Below are 15,484 nucleotides of genomic sequence, written 5' to 3' on the forward strand. Positions count from 1 at the left end.
CCGTGACTCCCCCCCTCGCCGGCCTGCGCGTCCTCGAGCTCGCGCGCATCCTCGCCGGGCCCTGGATCGGGCAGTTGCTCGCCGATCTCGGTGCCGATGTCGTCAAGGTCGAAGCGCCGGAGGGCGACGACACCCGCAAATGGGGCCCGCCCTTCGTGGAAGGCGCGGATGGCGAGAACCTCTCGGCCGCCTATTTCCACTCCGCCAATCGCGGCAAGCGCTCGATCACGGCCGATTTCCGCACGCCGGAAGGGCAAGCGCTGGTGCGCCGCCTCGCCGCCCATGCCGATATCGTGGTGGAGAACTTCAAGGTCGGGGGGCTCGTCAAATACGGGCTCGATGCCGCCTCGCTGCGCCGCGACTTCCCGCGGCTGATCTATTGCTCCGTCACCGGCTTCGGCCAGACCGGGCCTTATGCGCCGCGCGCCGGCTATGATTTTCTCGTGCAGGGCATGGGCGGCGTGATGTCTCTGACCGGCGAACCCGACGGCGGGCCGATCAAGGCGGCCTATGCCACGGCCGACATCTTCACCGGCATGTATGCGACGGTCGGCATTCTGGCGGCGCTGCGCCGCCGCGACGCCACCGGCGAAGGCGCGACGCTGGACATGGCGTTGCTCGATGCCCAGATCGCCGTGCTCGGCAACCAGGCGATGAACTATCTCGTTTCCGGCGCGCTGCCCCCGCGACTCGGCAATGCCCATCCCAACATCGTGCCCTATGACGTGTTTCCGGTCGCGGATGGCCATATCATCATCGCCACTGGCAATGACGGGCAGTGGCGCAAGCTCTGCGAGGCGCTGGGCGAGCCGGCGCTGGCCGAGCACCCCGACTATGTCGACAACCGCTCGCGGGTGAAGAACCGCGTCGCGCTGACGGTGCATCTCCACCGGCTCTGCCAGCGTCACGCCAAGGCGGACCTGCTCGCGGTGCTGGAAACGCTGCATGTGCCGGCCGGGCCGATCAACGACGTCGCCGAGGTCTTCGCCGACAAGCAGGTCGTCGCGCGCGGCGTGCGGGTCGATCTGCCGAACACGGCAGCCAAAGGCGGCACCATTCCGAGCGTCGCCTCGCCGATCGTGATGGACGGCGTGCGGCAGGTCGCACCCCGGCCGAGCCCGGGGCTGGGCGAGCATGCCGACGAGATTCTGAACGATCCGGCCTGGGGCGGGGGCGACTGAATGGGCGCGTCACCAGAGACGGCGGGCGCCGAGCGTCTCGAAAGCGGTGTCGGGCGAAACGATCGTGAGCTCTTCCACGATCGCCTGGCCGGCGAGCATGCGGTCGAAGGGATCGCGGTGCTCGGCGCGAACAGAGCCGCCGCGCAGCGCATGTTCATGACGCAGCGGCAGAATCTCGAAGCGCTCGATCGCGCAATGCTCAGCGAATCCAGCCACGAGACCTTCGACTTGCGGCAGCTTTCCGATACGCAGCTTCGTTGCCAGCTCCATCGCCGTTACGGAGCTGACAAAGACGCGATCCTCTTCGATAGCCCGAAGAGCGACGGCCGGCAGTCGGCGGGCATCGTAAATCCACCAAATCAGCGTTGCGGTGTCGAGAAGAAGTCCCAATCGTCTCGCCCTTCCCAAAGCCGCAACTCATCCTCAGGCAGCGGGTCGAATATTTCGTTCCCAACCTGGATCAGCCCCTGCAAGCGCCCCGGCCGGCGCGCCGGCTTGGCCTCGGCCTCCGCTTCGATCCGCACGAGCCGGGCGATCGGCTTGTCGCGCCGCGAGATCACAACCTCGCCGCCCTTCTCGACCTCTTCGAGCAGGCGCGAGAGATGGGTCTTGGCTTCGTGCACGGTGACGCGGGTCACGGCCGCCTCCTTTTGCAAGCGCATCTTGCAAGATGACCAACTTAGTCAAGTCACAGGAACCCCGCAATGACGACACCTCGCACCGGCGGGCAGATCCTCGTCGACCAGCTCATTCTCCAAGGCGCGACCGACGCCTTCTGCGTGCCGGGCGAGAGCTATCTGGCCGTGCTCGACGCACTGCACGACGCCAGCCTGAAGGTCACCATCTGCCGGGCCGAGGGCGGCGCCTGCATGATGGCGGAGGCCGCCGGCAAGCTCACCGGCAAGCCCGGCATCTGCTTCGTCACGCGCGGTCCCGGCGCCACCAACGCCTCGCCCGGCATCCATATCGCGGATCAGGATTCGACGCCGCTCATTCTCTTCGTCGGGCAGATCGAGCGCGGCATGCGCGAGCGCGAGGCCTTTCAGGAACTGGATTACCGTGCCGTCTTCGGCAGCATGACGAAATGGGCGACCGAGATCGACGACGCCGCGCGCATCCCGGAGATCATCAGCCGCGCCTTCCATGTCGCGACCTCCGGCCGTCCAGGCCCGGTGGTGATCGCGCTGCCGGAAGACGTGCTGACCGACCTTGCCGCGGTGGAGGACGCCGAACCCTACCAGCAGACCGAGACGCATCCCTCGCTGCTCCAGACCATCGACCTGCAGAAGCGGCTCTGGGCGGCGAAGAAGCCGATCGCGATCCTCGGCGGCTCGCGGTGGAACCCGCAGGCGATCGAGCGATTCCAGCGCTTCGCCGAGCGCTTCGAGCTGCCCGTCGCCGTGTCCTTCCGCCGGCAGATGCTGTTTCCGGCCGACCATCCGAATTTCGCGGGCGATCTCGGCATCGGGCCGAATCCCAAGCTGCTGGCGCGCATTCAGGAGAGCGATCTGGTCCTGCTCGTCGGCGGGCGGCTGTCGGAGATGCCGAGCCAGTCCTACACGCTGTTCGGCATCCCCAATCCCGGGCGGCCGCTGGTGCATGTCCATCCCGACCCGGAAGAACTCGGCCGGGTCTACCGGCCTTCGCTCGCCATCAACGCCTCGCCGACCGCCTTCTGCGCCGCGCTCGAGACCGTGCATCCGCCGCAGGAGATCGCCTGGACAGGTGCCGCCGCGCAGGCGCATGAGGCCTATCTCGCCTGGAGCGAGCAGCCCGCGCCGGTCGCCGGGACGTTCCATCCCGGCGAGATGGTGCGCTGGCTGCGCAACCGCCTGCCGGACGATGCGATCCTCTGCAACGGCGCCGGCAATTACGCGACCTGGGTCCATCGCTTCCACCGCTTCAATCAATTCGCGACGCAGCTCGCCCCGACCTGCGGCTCGATGGGCTATGGCGTGCCGGCCGCGATCGGCGCCAAGCGACTCTTTCCCGAGCGAACGGTCGTCGCCTTTGCCGGCGATGGCTGCTTCCTGATGAACGGGCAGGATTTCGCGACAGCCGTGCAATATGACCTGCCGGTGATCGTGATCGTCGTCGATAACGGCATGTACGGCACGATCCGCATGCATCAGGAGAAGCATTATCCTGGCCGCGTTTCGGCTACGACGCTGAAGAATCCGGATTTCGCCGCTTATGCGAAGGCCTTCGGCGGCCATGGCGAGCGGGTGGAGACGACGGAAGACTTCGCCCCCGCCTTCGAGCGGGCCGTCGCCTCGGGCAAGCCGGCGATCATCCATTGCCTGCTCGATCCCGAAGCGATCACCCCGGCCAAATCCCTGTCGACAATCCGGCAGGAGGCTCTGGCCGCGCAGGACAAGATTTGTTAGCGCTGCCGGCAGAAAAAATCTGCCCATCCGCAGCTCCTGTCGCGAACCTTTCACGACGATGGATCGTTGTGAGAGCGACCGCGCACAGGAGATCGAGACAATGCTTCGCAAGGCTTCGGCAGGCTTGGGTGCCGCCGTTGGGCTCATGCTGCTCGGCGCATCGCCGGTGCAGGCGGCGAACATCTTCGACGATTTCGCGCGTGCGTTCTTCGGCGCTCCTCAGCGCCCGGTGCCGGTGGCTCCGCTGGACAGTTCCGACCCGCTGAACGTCACGGTGAAACCGAAGCGCCAGAGCTTCCCGGAGGTGTCGAGCAAGCCCTCGCCGCCCGTGGTGCAGCTCGATCCGTCCCGCGACCCGAACTGGTATCTGAAGGACCCGACCTTGCGCCGGGGGGACATCGTCGTCACGGCCCGGGGGGTGATGGTGTATCAGGGCCGCGACGCAGACTTCATGACCAAGGCCGATTTCTCGGCGCTGGGCGGCAAGGCCGGCGACAAGGGCTGGCGGGGGCAGTTGCAGGCCGCTGCCGCTGGCGGGCGTACCTTCTTCCAGGACAATGCCCCAGCCAATGCTGCGCCCGCCGGCACGGAAACCGCCTCGGCGAGGCCGAGCCGCACACTGCCGATCGAGACAGCGACCCGCTGAGGCGGGCCGCGGCACCACGGGCTTCGGGCGTCAGCCGAGCTTTGCGGCGACGAGCTTGCGCAGGCTGCGCAGATCCTTGACGAAGCCGCGAATGCCCTCGGCGAGCTTCTCGGTCGCCATAGCATCCTCGTTCATCGCGAAGCGGAAGGCCCTTTCGTCGAGGTCGAGCCTGGCAGGCGCCTCGCCCGGCGAGTCCGGCTTGAGCTTACGCGGCAGATCGCCCGTCGCCCCCGCGAGTTCGTCGAGGAGTCCCGGCCCGATGGTCAGGCGGTCGCAGCCGGCCAGCGCCTCGATCTCGCCGGTGTTGCGGAAGGACGCGCCCATGACGACGGTGTCGATCCCATAGGTCTTGTAATAGGCGTAGATGCTGCGGACCGAGACAACGCCGGGATCGGTCTCGGCGGTGTAGGGTCCGCCGCCGGCCTTGACGTGCCAGTCGAGGATGCGCCCGACGAAGGGCGAGATCAGAAAGGCCTTGGCATCGGCGGCGGCCACGGCCTGAGCGAGGCTGAAGAGCAGGGTGAGGTTGCAGTCGATGCCTTCGGCCTGCAGCACCTTGGCGGCCTGAAGCCCCTCCCAGGTCGAGGCGATCTTGACGAGGATGCGCTCGCGCTCGACGCCGCGCTCCTGATAGGCCGCGATGATGCCGCGCGCCTTCTCGATCGTCGCCTCGCCATCGAAGGAGAGATCGGCATCGACCTCGGTGGAGACGCGGCCGGGAACGATCTTGGTCAGTTCCGTACCAAAGCTGACGGCGAGCCGGTCGCAGACCGCCTGAACCGCCTTCTCGCCGCCGCCCTGCTTGCGGCCCCATTCGATCGCCTCGTCGACGAGATGGGCATAGGCCGGCGTCTCGACGGCCTTGAAGATCAGCGTCGGATTGGTGGTGCAATCGACGGGCTTGAGACGGCGCACCGCTTCGATGTCGCCGGTATCGGCGACCACGGTGGTCATCTCGCGGAGCTGATCGAGTTTGGAAGCCATTTTATCCCTGTCCCGTCCCTTGCCCGAGCAGCGCGCCTCCGAAAGGAGGCGATTCCCGCACTCGGCGTCATTGTGAGCGCATCGGCTGGGTCCGCAAAGTGCGTGCACTTCAGACCAGCGATGCCGTCGCGCGGCTGGCGGGCTCGTCACGCCGGCCCGCGCCTCTCCCAATGTGGCGTTTCCGGACGGGATTTGCGAGCCCGGCCGCTCCGAACCGCCGCATGTGCCCCGGGCATGGCCGCAGCCGGTGACATGATTGCGACAGCTCTTCATCGAACTGTCGTATAGAGAGACTACCGGCACCCATCCCGGCGGATCATCGGTGGAGAGGCTTATCATGCGTGGCACTGTTTTCGGCGTCGCGGCGACGCTCGCTCTGGCGCTGGCGCTGGCGGGAGCCGCGCAGGCACAGCCCGTCGAAGGCAAGCTCGTGCTCTATACGAGCCAGCCCAACACCGACGCGCAGCAGACGGTCGATGCCTTCAAGGCCAAGTATCCGAAGGTGGACATCTCCTTCGTGCGCGATGGCACGCCTCGTATCCTCGCCAAGCTCCGGGCGGAGTTCGAGGCGGGCGCGGCCCAGGCCGACCTGCTGCTGATCGCCGATTCGGTCACCATGGAAGGGCTGAAGAAGGAAGGCCGGCTCGAAGCTTACGACAAGGCGGACGTCTCGGCTTATCCCGCCGGCATCCATGACCCGGGCAAGGCCTGGTTCGCGACCAAGCTGATCACCACCGGCATCGTCTACAACACCAAGGCGCCGCTGAAGCCCACGAGCTGGCTCGACCTGACCAAGGCCGAGGCCAAGAACCTCGTGGCGATGCCGAGCCCGCTGAATTCCGGCGCGGCGCTGATCCACACGATGACGCTGACCGGCAATCTCAAGGATGGCTGGGGCTATTACGAGAAGCTGAAGGAAAACGCCGCGCTTGCGGCCGGCGCCAATGGCGACATCCTGCGCCAGGTGGCCACCGGCGAGAAGCTCTACGGCATGATCGTCGATTTCATGCCGATCCGCGAGAAGGCCAAGGGCGCGCCGGTGGAGTTCGTCTTCCCGAGCGAGGGCGTCTCGGCGGTGAGCGAGCCGGTCGCGATCCTGAAGGGCACGAAGAACGCCGCTGCGGCGCAGGCCTTCATCGACTTCCTGCTGTCCAGGGACGGGCAGGAGGTCGCGTCCAAACAGGGCTATATCCCCGCGCTGGCGAGCACCACCCTGCCCGCCGGCTACCCGCCGCGGGGCGAGATCAAGCTGATGCCCTTCGACGCCGCCAAGGCGCTGGAGGATTCCAACGCCGCCCGCAAGCGCTTCAGCGGCATCTTCGAGTGAGAGCCGTCGGCCCAGCGGGAGCGTGCTTGCCGTGACGCTGGCCTATGGCCGCGCCGGGAAGCGGCGCGCCGGGCAACGGGATGACACGGCGGGCCTGCCCCCGTGGCTCTCGCTTCGGCGCGTGCCGGCGGCGCCTTTTCTGCCGGCCCTGACGATCCTCGCGGCGCTGCTGTTCGGGGCGCTTCCGGTGCTGAGGCTGGTTCTGGCGGCGCTGATGCCGGGCGGGCGCTTCGCGCCCGATCTCGCGCTGGAGGCGCTCTCCAGCCGGGCTGCCGTCAACGCCACGCTGCACACGCTGGACACCGCCCTGTGCTCGGCGCTCGGCGCGCTGGTGATCGGCACGGTGATCGCACTGGCGATCGGCGTCACCGACATGCGCGGCAAGCGGCCCCTGGCCTTCGGCTTCGTGTTCTCGATGATGATCGCGCCGCAGGTGGCGGCGCTGGCATTCCTGAGCCTGCTCGCTCCGCAATCCTCGCTGCTGGGGGCGCTCGGCCTCGCGCCTGCGCCGGGCACGGCCAATCCGCTGCTCGGCCGGGGCGGCATCGTCCTCGTCATGGCGCTGCATCATGCGCCGCTCGTGGCGATGACGCTGTGGAGCGGGCTGCGCAGCATTCCGCAGTCGCTGATCGAGGCGGCTCAGCTTGAAGGCGCGGGGCCGGCTACGATCACCGCCCGGATCGTGCTGCCCGTGCTGCGGCCGCAACTGATCGCCGCCGCGCTGCTCGCCTTCGTCGCGGGCATCGGCAATTTCGGCATTCCGGCACTGCTGGGGATGCCGGTGAACTACCTCACCCTGCCGACGCTGATCTATCGGCGCCTCTCCAGCTTCGGGCCCGAGAGCCTGCCGGAGGTTGCGGCTCTGGCCGTGCTGGTCGGGCTGGTCGCCGCGCTCGGCATCGCGGCCGGGCTCGCCCTGAGCCGGCGCCAAGGCGGGCGAGTCGAGATCGACCGGCCGCTGGAGCCTTACTGGCGGCTGGGGCCGGCGCGCCCGGCCGTTTCTGTGGCGCTCGGGCTGCTGCTGCTGCTGAAGCTCGGCCTGCCGCTGCTGGCGCTGCTTTGCGACGCGCTGACGCCGGCGCTCGGCGTGCCCCTGAGCTGGCAGAGTCTCACCTTCGACAAATTCGCCGAGGTGCTGCTGCGCCAGGGCGTGACGATCCGGGCGCTCCGAAACTCCTTCCTGTTCGCGGCGGCGGCCGGCGTCCTGCTCGCGCTCGGCGCCATCGCCTTCGCCTATGCGCTGGAGCGGCGGCTGGGGCGGCTGCGCCGTGCGGTGGAACTGGTCACCGAGCTGCCCTATGCGCTGCCGGGCGTGGTGCTCGCGATCGCCTGCATCCTGCTGTTCCTGAAGCCGCTGCCGCTGATCGGCGTCAGCCTCTATGGCACGCCCTTCATCATTCTCTTCGCCTATCTCGCCCGCTTCCTGCCCCTGGCGCTGAAGGCGCCTGTCGCGGCCATGGCGCAGATCGAGGCGCATCACGAGGAGGCGGCGCGGCTGGATGGCGCCGGCGGCTGGCAGATGCTGCGCTACATCGTCGCCCCGATCCTGGCGCCGGCGGCGGCGGTCTCGGCCCTCATGGTCTTCCTCGTCGCCTTCAACGAGCTCACCGTCTCGGCGCTGCTCTGGTCTTCCGGAACCGAGACGCTGGGCGTCGTGCTGTTCAGCCTGAAGGAGGCCGGCCTCGCCGGCGAGGCGGCCGCGATCGCGATCAGCGCCAGCGCGGTGATCCTCCTCGCCATGCTGCTGCTGGACCGTCTCGGCCGCCGCCTGCCCGGACATGTGCTGCCCTGGCGGGTCTGAGGCGGCGAGGTCGCCGCTTTTTCTTTTCATTCCAGTGCCGTAGCGTCACGAATCATTAAGTGGCGCTGCGCCATCATGCGCGCATGGATAGCGCCCCCCTCCTCGCCGCGGATATCCGCTCGCCTGCCGCCCCCGCAGGCATCCTCGTGATCGAGGATTCCCGGACATTCGCCACCGCACTACGCCAGTTCCTCGAGGCCGATACCGGCCTTCCGGTCACGACCTGCTCCTGCCTCAAGGATCTCGACGCGCTGATCGCGGCCAACCCGGCCGGCTTCGCGGTCGCCGTGGTTGATCTCAACCTGCCGGACGCTCCGCGCGGCGAGGCGCTGGACTGGACGGTGAGCCACGCCATTCCCTCCATCGTCTTCACCGCCACCTTCGACCTCGCGACCCGCGAGCGCATCATGGAGCGGGAGGTCGTCGACTACGTCCTGAAGGACAACGAGCTGGCGCTGCCCAATCTGGTCGCCACCGTGAAGCGCGCGCTCGACAATCGCAGCCGGCGCATCCTCGTGGTCGACGACATGCGTACCACTCGCAAGGTGCTGGCCCGCATGCTCTCGATCCAGCAATATGTCGTGGTCGAGGCGGGCTCCGGCGTCGAGGCGCTGCAGCTTCTCGCCACCCAGCCCGATATCGAGCTGGTCGTCAGCGACTACCACATGCCGGACATGGACGGCTACGAACTCGCCCGCCGCATCCGCCGCGATCACCCGGAAGTGCGGATCATCGGCGTTTCCTCTTCGACAGACCGGCAGACCTCGGCGGGCTTCCTGAAGGCCGGCGCGCATGATTTCCTCGCGCGGCCCTTCGTGCTGGAAGAGCTGCAGTGCCGCATCGCCTCGAATGTCGAGACGCTCGGGCGCGTGCGCCAGCTGAAGGATCTCGCCGCGCGCGATTACCTCACCGGCCTCTACAACCGCCGCCATTTCTTCGAGCATGGCCGCCAATTGCTGGAGGACGCCCGCAAGGGCCGGCGCCCCTGCTCCATCGCGCTGCTGGACGTCGATCATTTCAAGCGGCTGAACGACAATTACGGCCATGAAGGCGGCGACAAAGCCCTTTCCGGCGTGGCGCAGATCCTGGAGCGCGTCCTCGGCACGAGCGGCAATCTGCTGGCGCGCATGGGCGGCGAGGAATTCGCGATCCTGCTGCCGGGATCGGACAGCACCCGAACCTTCGACATCGCCGAGGCGGTGCGCCTGGCGATCGAGAGCGAGCCGGTGCGGGTCGGAGCAGAAATCCTGCCGATGACGGTGTCGATCGGCGTCGCTCCGATCGATCGCGACGAGACGCTGGAATCGGCGCTCAATCTCGCCGACCGCGCCCTGTACGGCGCCAAGCAGAACGGCCGCAACCAGGTCTGCGCCGACATCGACTGAAGCTGCGGCGGGCCGTTCGCCGCCGGCTGCCCTATTCGGCCGCCGCGCGCAGCTCCGGCCGTCCTTCGCCCATCAGCAGCCCGCGCGCCGACCGCGCCTCGCGCACGATGAAGTCGACGATGGCGCGCACCCGCGCCACATCCTTCAGATCGGCGTGGACGAGCAGCCAGAAGGCGCGCGTGATCTGCACGCGCTCGGGCAGCACCGGCACGAGGCGCGGGTCGCCCTCGGCCATGAAATGGTGGATCACGCCGATACCGGCGCCGGCCACCACCGCATTCATCTGCGCGATGACGCTCGAACTCTGCAGATGCGCGCGCAGGCCCTTGGCCACCTCGTCCAGGTAATCCAGCTCGGGCGAGAAGATCAGGTCGTCGATATAGCCGATGATGCGGTGGGCGAAGAGGTCCTCCGGCTCCTTCACCGGCGGCATCGCGGCGAGATAGGCCGGCGAGGCATAGAGCCCCAGCCGGTAATCGGCGAGCTTGCGCGCGACGACCTTGCCCTCCTTGGGCGGAGCCAGCGTGATCGCGACATCGGCCTCGCGCTTGGACAGCGACAAAAGCCGCGGCATGGCGATCAGCTGGATTTCGAGCCCGGGATAGGCGGACCCGAACTGGGCGAGGCGCGGTGCCAGGAAGGCGGTGCCGAAGCCGTCCGGCGCGCCGATGCGCACCGTGCCCGCCAGCGCCATGTCGGCGCCGCCGATATCGCTCTGGATCGCGAGGGCCTCGGTCTCCATGCTCTCGGCCTTGGCCAACAGGCGCTCGCCATGGGCGGTCAGCGTGTAGCCTTGCGGTCGGCGCTCGAAGAGCTTGGCCTTCAGCGCCTCCTCCAGCGAGGTGATGCGGCGCGACACCGTGGCATGGTCCGCGCCGAGGCGGCGGGCCGCCGCCGTCAAGCGCCCCGAACGCGCCACGGCGAGGAAGAAGCGCAGATCATCCCAATCGAACCGCTCCAACAGCCCCTCCCATATTCGCGTTTTCGCACCATCGGCGTTTACTCAACGCTATAGCCGTGCGGAAACGAGAATGGTAGTGAGGTCGCAACGATCCAACTTCACCATTGGTAGGGAGCGCGCGATGCGTCAGGTCGGGCATTTCATCGGCGGCCAGCATGTGGCCGGCACCTCCGGGCGGACCGCCGACATCTACCAGCCGATGGATGGCAGCGTCATCGGCAAGGTCGCGCTGGCAAGCCCGGCCGAGCTCGACGCCGCCGTGCGCAACGCCGCCGAGGCGCAGCCCAAATGGGCGGCCGTCAATCCGCAGCGGCGCGCCCGCGTGCTGATGAAGTTCCTGGACCTGATCGCCCGCGACAACGACGCGCTGGCCGAGTTGCTCGCCCGCGAGCACGGCAAGACGATCGCCGACGCCAAGGGCGACATCCAGCGCGGCGTCGAGGTGGTCGAGTTCTCGCTCGGCGTGCCGAACCTGATGAAGGGCGAGTTCACGGACGGCGCCGGCCCGGGCATCGACATCTACTCGCTGCGCCAGCCGCTCGGCGTCTGCGCCGGCATCACCCCGTTCAACTTCCCCGCGATGATCCCGCTGTGGAAACTCGGCCCCGCCATCGCCTGCGGCAACGCCTTCATCCTCAAGCCCTCCGAGCGCGATCCGGGCGTGCCGATGCGCCTCGCCGAGCTGTTCATTGAGGCCGGCGGCCCTGCGGGCATCTTCAACGTCGTCAACGGCGACAAGGAGGCGGTCGACGCCATCCTCGACCATCCCGAGATCAAGGCGGTCGGCTTCGTCGGCTCGACGCCGATCGCCGAGTACATCTACGCCCGGGGCTGCGCGGCGGGTAAGCGCGTGCAGTGCTTCGGCGGCGCCAAGAACCACATGGTCATCATGCCGGACGCCGACATGGACCAGGCGGTCGATGCGCTGATCGGCGCCGGCTACGGCTCGGCCGGCGAGCGCTGCATGGCGATCTCGGTGGCGGTGCCGGTCGGCAAGGCGACCGCCGACGAGCTGGTGAAGCGGCTGATCCCGCGCGTGGAGAGCCTGAAGATCGGTCCCTCGACCGATTCCTCCGCCGATTACGGCCCGGTCGTGACCAAGCAGGCCGAGGAGAAGATCCGCTCCTATATCGACCTCGGCTTGGCAGAAGGCGCGACGCTCGCGGTCGACGGGCGAGATTTCAAGATGCAGGGCTATGAGAACGGCTTCTATGTCGGCGGCTGCCTGTTCGACAACGTCACCAAGGATATGCGCATCTACAAGGAGGAGATCTTCGGGCCGGTGCTCTCGGTCGTCCGTGCCGAGAGCTATGAGGAGGCTCTGAAGCTCACCAACGACCACGAATACGGCAACGGCACCGCGATCTTCACCCGGGACGGCGATGCGGCGCGCGATTTCGCCTCCAAGGTGCAGGTCGGCATGGTCGGCATCAATGTCCCGATCCCGGTGCCGCTGGCCTATTACACCTTCGGCGGCTGGAAGCGCTCCTCCTTCGGCGATCTCAACCAGCACGGCCCCGATTCGATCCGCTTCTACACCAAAACCAAAACAGTGACGGCGCGCTGGCCGAGCGGCATCAAGGACGGCGCCAGCTTCGTCATTCCGACGATGGGTTGAGCCTGACATATGTCCTTGCTATCATTCTTGATAGCAAGGAGGTGCTGCGATGGGAAATCTGCTGATCCGGGATGTCGAGGATTCGATCGTGCAGCGGCTGAAGACCAAGGCCGAGATCAACGGCACGTCGCTGCAATACGAGGCGAGTCGCGCCCTGGAGCGAGGTGCTCCGCTGACCGGCGCCGAGCGGAAGGCCATTTTAGATCGCTTCGAGCGCGAGCATGGCTTTGCCAAGGTCACGACGACCGGGGCGGACATGGTCCGGGCTATTCGCGATGGTGATCAAGACGAGGACAGTGCGTGATCCTCGACACCAGCGTCCTTTACGATGTGGTGGTCGATGGAGCGCGCAGCGAGACCGCGCGGACGTTCATTCGGGAAGCACAGAGTCTCTGGTGCCCGGAACTGGTCCGCATCGAGATGGCCAGCGCGTTGACGCGCGCAGTTCGACGCAGAGAACTCGGCAACGAGGCTGCCCAGGCCGCCTACCGTGTCGCGGTCGACCTAGTACCGGATGTCGAGAACAACGCACCCTTGCTGCCTCGCGCGTTCGAGATGTCGCTGGATCTGGGGCATCCCTTCGCCGATTGCGTTTTCCTGGCACTGGCAGAGACCCGTTCCGTCCGCTTGGCGACGTCCGACGCGCGGTTTGCCCGCAAGCTCACCGGCACCAGCTATGCCCGTCTGATCCATCTGATCGAGGCTTGACGCGATGACCGCCTTCGCCCTCACCGAGGACCAACTCGCCATCCAGGAGATGGCCGCCGCCTTCGCCGCCGAGACCTTGGCCCCCAACGCCTCGCGCTGGGATGAGGAGAAGCATTTTCCGGTCGAGGAGATGCGCGCCGCAGCGGCCCTCGGCATGGGCGGCATCTATATCGCCGAGGATGTCGGCGGCTCGGGCCTCAGCCGGCTTGATGCCGCGCTGATCTTCGAGGCGCTGTCGACCGGCTGTCCCACCGTTGCGGCCTATATCTCGATCCACAATATGTGCGCCTGGATGATCGACCGCTACGGCTCGGACGAGCAGCGGCAGCGCTTCCTGCCCAGGCTTTGCACGATGGAGCATCTGGCGAGCTATTGCCTGACCGAGCCCGGCGCCGGATCGGACGCTGCCGCGCTGAAGACCAAGGCGGTGCTGGACGGCGAGCATTATGTTCTCGACGGGCAAAAGCAGTTCATCTCGGGCGCAGGCGTGTCCGACATCTATGTGGTGATGGTCCGCACAGGCGAGGCGGGGCCTGCCGGCATCTCCACCCTCGTCGTCGAAAAGGGCACGCCCGGCCTCTCCTTCGGCGCGGAAGAGAAGAAGATGGGCTGGAACGCCCAGCCGACGCGGGCCGTGATTTTCGAGAATTGCCGTGTGCCGGTCGCGAACAGGCTGGGCCCCGAAGGCATCGGTTTCAAGATCGCGATGGCGGGATTGGATGGCGGTCGGCTCAACATCGGCGCTTGCTCGCTCGGCGGGGCGCAAAACGCGCTCGACAAGGCGCTGGCCTATGCCAGGGAGCGGAAGGCCTTCGGTGCCGCGATCGCCGATTTCCAGGCGCTGCAGTTCAAGCTGGCCGATATGGCGACAGAGCTTGAAGCGGCGCGCAGCCTGCTCTGGCGGGCGGCGGCGGCACTGGACGCCAAAACGCCCGATGCGACGCGGCTCTGCGCCATGGCCAAGCGCGTCGCGACCGACACCGGCTTCGCGGTCGCCAACGACGCCCTGCAGATCCATGGTGGCTATGGCTATCTCGCCGATTACGGCATCGAGAAGATCGTCCGCGATCTGCGCGTCCACCAGATATTGGAAGGCACCAACGAGGTGATGCGGATGATCGTCGCGCGCGGGCTGGTCGGCCGGGCGAAGGGGAATTGAGGGGGCGCGGGGAACCCTCTCCCGGAGGGAGAGGGCAGGGTGAGGGGTAGGCGGATGGACGTTGGGGCTGTCGCCTGACCGTTGCGGCGATGACGCCAGCGCGAACTGGGCGGATGGCCGACACCTCACCCCTGCCCCTCTCCTTACAGGAGAGGGGTCCCCGCGCCACCTCGGCAAAAACGCGATCGCGTTGGAACGGGAGGACAACATCATGACCCGCATCGCCTTCATCGGTCTCGGCAATATGGGCGGCCCGATGGCCGGGAACCTGGTCAAGGCCGGCCATGAGGTCACGGCCTTCGACCTCGTCGAAGCGTCGCGGCAGGCGGCGGCGGAGCTCGGCGTCGGGATCTCCGGGTCGGCGCGCGAGGCGGTCGCCGAGGCGGAGGTCGTCGTCACCATGCTGCCGGCCGGCCGGCATGTGCTCGCGGTCTGGGCCGATATCCTGCCGGCGGTGAAGCCCGGCACGCTGCTGATCGACTGCTCGACGATCGACGTCGAAAGCGCCCGCAAGGCGCATGCGCTGGCGGCCGAGAAAGGCTGCCCCGCCCTCGATGCGCCGGTCTCCGGCGGCACCGGGGGAGCCAAGGGCGCGACGCTGACCTTCATGGTCGGCGGCAGCGAGGAGGCTTTCGACCGGGGCGAGCCGATCCTGGCCAGGATGGGCCGCAAGATCGTGCATTGCGGCGCGGCAGGGAACGGGCAAGCGGCGAAGATCTGCAACAACATGATCCTCGGCATCTCGATGATCGGCGTCTCGGAAGCCTTCGTGCTCGCCGAGAAGCTCGGCCTCTCGCATCAGGCGCTGTTCGACGTCTCCTCGACCTCGTCCGGCCAATGCTGGTCGCTGACCACCTATTGCCCCGTGCCGGGACCGGTGCCGACCTCGCCGGCCAACAACGACTACAAGCCGGGCTTCGCCTCGGCGCTGATGCTGAAGGATCTGAAGCTCGCGCAGGAGGCCGCGCAGGCGGCCGGCGCCTCGACCCCGCTCGGGGCGGCTGCCGCGCAGCTCTTCGCCCTGCATAATGCATGGGGCGAGGGCGGCTCGGATTTCTCGGGCATCATCCATCTGCTGCGTGGCAAGGAGAAGGGCTGATCGGCATCGGCGGCTCCGGCGTTCTGCGCCCGCACGAGCCACCCGCAGCCCTCATCTGAGGAGCGGTCCCGTCAGGGACCGCGTCTCGAAGGATGCTCCAGGATGCGGTTCCGCAGCGAGCTGGAGCAGCCTTCGAGACGCCGCGTGCCGCGGCTCCTCAGGATGAGGGCTCGAAGCCACAAAGGTGATCGCTCGGCTCCGTGCTTGCGTGCCCCCGGCGAGCAGCGC

At 67.6% G+C, this 15,484-nt stretch carries 15 protein-coding genes; 11 read left to right on the forward strand and 4 right to left on the reverse strand.

The annotated features are described in order from the left end of the window. Nucleotides 1–2: 2 nt before the first annotated feature. Complete coding sequence (locus ACOJTB_RS07950; RefSeq protein WP_420101988.1) at nucleotides 3–1,181, forward strand: CaiB/BaiF CoA transferase family protein; 1,179 nt, start codon at nucleotides 3–5, stop codon at nucleotides 1,179–1,181. A 9-nt stretch (nucleotides 1,182–1,190) separates the two neighbouring features. On the opposite strand, the gene ACOJTB_RS07955 is transcribed toward ACOJTB_RS07950, so the two are convergent. Further along, complete coding sequence (locus ACOJTB_RS07955; protein ID WP_420101989.1) at nucleotides 1,191–1,571, reverse strand: type II toxin-antitoxin system VapC family toxin; 381 nt, start codon at nucleotides 1,569–1,571, stop codon at nucleotides 1,191–1,193. After that, the gene (locus ACOJTB_RS07960) at nucleotides 1,541–1,819 is read right to left on the reverse strand and encodes a type II toxin-antitoxin system Phd/YefM family antitoxin (RefSeq protein WP_420101990.1); all 279 of its coding nucleotides are present in this window, start codon (nucleotides 1,817–1,819) and stop codon (nucleotides 1,541–1,543) included. Before ACOJTB_RS07960 ends, ACOJTB_RS07955 begins: the two co-directional genes overlap by 31 nt. Before the next feature lie 66 nt (nucleotides 1,820–1,885). On the opposite strand from ACOJTB_RS07960, the gene ACOJTB_RS07965 reads away from it, so the two are divergent. Next, nucleotides 1,886–3,568, forward strand: coding sequence for a thiamine pyrophosphate-binding protein (locus tag ACOJTB_RS07965; protein WP_420101991.1), 1,683 nt, complete (start codon nucleotides 1,886–1,888; stop codon nucleotides 3,566–3,568). 100 nt (nucleotides 3,569–3,668) lie between these two features. After that, a complete protein-coding gene (locus ACOJTB_RS07970) occupies nucleotides 3,669–4,214 on the forward strand; it encodes a hypothetical protein (RefSeq protein ID WP_420101992.1) in 546 nt (181 codons plus the stop codon). 30 nt (nucleotides 4,215–4,244) lie between these two features. Here ACOJTB_RS07970 and tal read toward each other — a convergent pair whose 3' ends face one another. Next, a complete protein-coding gene (gene tal, locus ACOJTB_RS07975; RefSeq protein WP_420101993.1) occupies nucleotides 4,245–5,198 on the reverse strand; it encodes a transaldolase in 954 nt (317 codons plus the stop codon). A gap of 337 nt (nucleotides 5,199–5,535) precedes the next feature. On the opposite strand from tal, the gene ACOJTB_RS07980 reads away from it, so the two are divergent. From ACOJTB_RS07980 to ACOJTB_RS07990, 3 genes are all read left to right on the forward strand, one after another. Beyond that, on the forward strand, nucleotides 5,536–6,525 hold the full coding sequence (locus ACOJTB_RS07980) for an ABC transporter substrate-binding protein (protein WP_420101994.1): 990 nt from the start codon (nucleotides 5,536–5,538) through the stop codon (nucleotides 6,523–6,525). Between the two features lie 31 nt (nucleotides 6,526–6,556). Continuing rightward, nucleotides 6,557–8,326 carry an ABC transporter permease gene (locus ACOJTB_RS07985; protein WP_420101995.1) on the forward strand — a complete coding sequence of 590 codons (1,770 nt, stop codon included), beginning with the start codon at nucleotides 6,557–6,559 and terminating at the stop codon, nucleotides 8,324–8,326. Nucleotides 8,327–8,409: 83 nt separating this feature from the next. Continuing rightward, nucleotides 8,410–9,711, forward strand: a complete 1,302-nt coding sequence (locus ACOJTB_RS07990) for a GGDEF domain-containing response regulator (protein WP_420101996.1) — start codon at nucleotides 8,410–8,412, stop codon at nucleotides 9,709–9,711. Between the two features lie 31 nt (nucleotides 9,712–9,742). On the opposite strand, the gene ACOJTB_RS07995 is transcribed toward ACOJTB_RS07990, so the two are convergent. After that, nucleotides 9,743–10,672: a LysR family transcriptional regulator gene (locus tag ACOJTB_RS07995; protein WP_420101997.1), complete on the reverse strand. Its 930-nt coding sequence runs from the start codon at nucleotides 10,670–10,672 to the stop codon at nucleotides 9,743–9,745. 121 nt (nucleotides 10,673–10,793) lie between these two features. On the opposite strand from ACOJTB_RS07995, the gene ACOJTB_RS08000 reads away from it, so the two are divergent. The 5 genes from ACOJTB_RS08000 (at nucleotide 10,794) to mmsB (ending at nucleotide 15,256) form a co-directional block, all read left to right on the forward strand. Then, the gene (locus ACOJTB_RS08000; protein WP_420101998.1) at nucleotides 10,794–12,290 is read left to right on the forward strand and encodes a CoA-acylating methylmalonate-semialdehyde dehydrogenase; all 1,497 of its coding nucleotides are present in this window, start codon (nucleotides 10,794–10,796) and stop codon (nucleotides 12,288–12,290) included. A 49-nt stretch (nucleotides 12,291–12,339) separates the two neighbouring features. Beyond that, the gene (locus tag ACOJTB_RS08005; RefSeq protein WP_420101999.1) at nucleotides 12,340–12,594 is read left to right on the forward strand and encodes a FitA-like ribbon-helix-helix domain-containing protein; all 255 of its coding nucleotides are present in this window, start codon (nucleotides 12,340–12,342) and stop codon (nucleotides 12,592–12,594) included. Beyond that, nucleotides 12,591–12,998 (forward strand): type II toxin-antitoxin system VapC family toxin, encoded by a 408-nt coding sequence (locus tag ACOJTB_RS08010; RefSeq protein ID WP_420102000.1) that lies wholly within the window; start codon nucleotides 12,591–12,593, stop codon nucleotides 12,996–12,998. The genes ACOJTB_RS08005 and ACOJTB_RS08010 overlap by 4 nt, the downstream gene beginning before the upstream one ends. A 4-nt stretch (nucleotides 12,999–13,002) precedes the next feature. After that, nucleotides 13,003–14,157, forward strand: a complete 1,155-nt coding sequence (locus ACOJTB_RS08015; RefSeq protein ID WP_420102001.1) for an isobutyryl-CoA dehydrogenase — start codon at nucleotides 13,003–13,005, stop codon at nucleotides 14,155–14,157. A 211-nt stretch (nucleotides 14,158–14,368) separates the two neighbouring features. Further along, a complete protein-coding gene (gene mmsB / locus ACOJTB_RS08020; RefSeq protein WP_420102002.1) occupies nucleotides 14,369–15,256 on the forward strand; it encodes a 3-hydroxyisobutyrate dehydrogenase in 888 nt (295 codons plus the stop codon). Nucleotides 15,257–15,484 lie beyond the last annotated feature (228 nt).

The sequence above is a fragment of the Allobosea sp. genome, assembly GCF_048595345.1.
GTDB lineage: Bacteria > Pseudomonadota > Alphaproteobacteria > Rhizobiales > Beijerinckiaceae > Allobosea.

Bases quoted from the DNA above. Each gene is read 5' to 3' on its own strand.
- ACOJTB_RS07990 (WP_420101996.1), top strand. From the start codon at position 8,410: ATGGATAGCGCCCCCCTCCTCGCCGCGGATATCCGCTCGCCTGCCGCC.
- ACOJTB_RS08005 (WP_420101999.1), top strand. From the start codon at position 12,340: ATGGGAAATCTGCTGATCCGGGATGTCGAGGATTCGATCGTGCAGCGG.
- ACOJTB_RS08000 (WP_420101998.1), top strand. From the start codon at position 10,794: ATGCGTCAGGTCGGGCATTTCATCGGCGGCCAGCATGTGGCCGGCACC.
- ACOJTB_RS07970 (WP_420101992.1), top strand. From the start codon at position 3,669: ATGCTTCGCAAGGCTTCGGCAGGCTTGGGTGCCGCCGTTGGGCTCATG.
- mmsB (WP_420102002.1), top strand. From the start codon at position 14,369: ATGACCCGCATCGCCTTCATCGGTCTCGGCAATATGGGCGGCCCGATG.
- tal (WP_420101993.1), bottom strand. From the start codon at position 5,198: ATGGCTTCCAAACTCGATCAGCTCCGCGAGATGACCACCGTGGTCGCC.
- ACOJTB_RS08015 (WP_420102001.1), top strand. From the start codon at position 13,003: ATGACCGCCTTCGCCCTCACCGAGGACCAACTCGCCATCCAGGAGATG.
- ACOJTB_RS07980 (WP_420101994.1), top strand. From the start codon at position 5,536: ATGCGTGGCACTGTTTTCGGCGTCGCGGCGACGCTCGCTCTGGCGCTG.
- ACOJTB_RS07965 (WP_420101991.1), top strand. From the start codon at position 1,886: ATGACGACACCTCGCACCGGCGGGCAGATCCTCGTCGACCAGCTCATT.